Source organism: Streptomyces griseus subsp. griseus, from assembly GCF_000720255.1.
GTDB classification, from domain to species: domain Bacteria; phylum Actinomycetota; class Actinomycetes; order Streptomycetales; family Streptomycetaceae; genus Streptomyces; species Streptomyces griseus_I.
In genome coordinates, this window is the sequence record NZ_JOJE01000212.1 from 1 (window position 1) to 285 (window position 285).

Below are 285 nucleotides of genomic sequence, written 5' to 3' on the forward strand. Positions count from 1 at the left end.
AGTCCCAGTGTGGCCGGTCGCCCTCTCAGGCCGGCTACCCGTCGTCGCCTTGGTGAGCCATTACCTCACCAACAAGCTGATAGGCCGCGGGCTCATCCTTCACCGCCGGAGCTTTCGACCCCCACTCATGCGAGTGGAAGTGATATCCGGTATTAGACCCCGTTTCCAGGGCTTGTCCCAGAGTGAAGGGCAGATTGCCCACGTGTTACTCACCCGTTCGCCACTAATCCACCCCGAAGGGCTTCATCGTTCGACTTGCATGTGTTAAGCACGCCGCCAGCGTTC

At 60.0% G+C, this 285-nt stretch carries 1 rRNA gene; it reads right to left on the reverse strand.

Annotation, left to right across the window (positions count from 1 at the left end):
• Window positions 1-285, reverse strand: a 16S ribosomal RNA gene (locus IG99_RS43835); the annotation flags it as partial.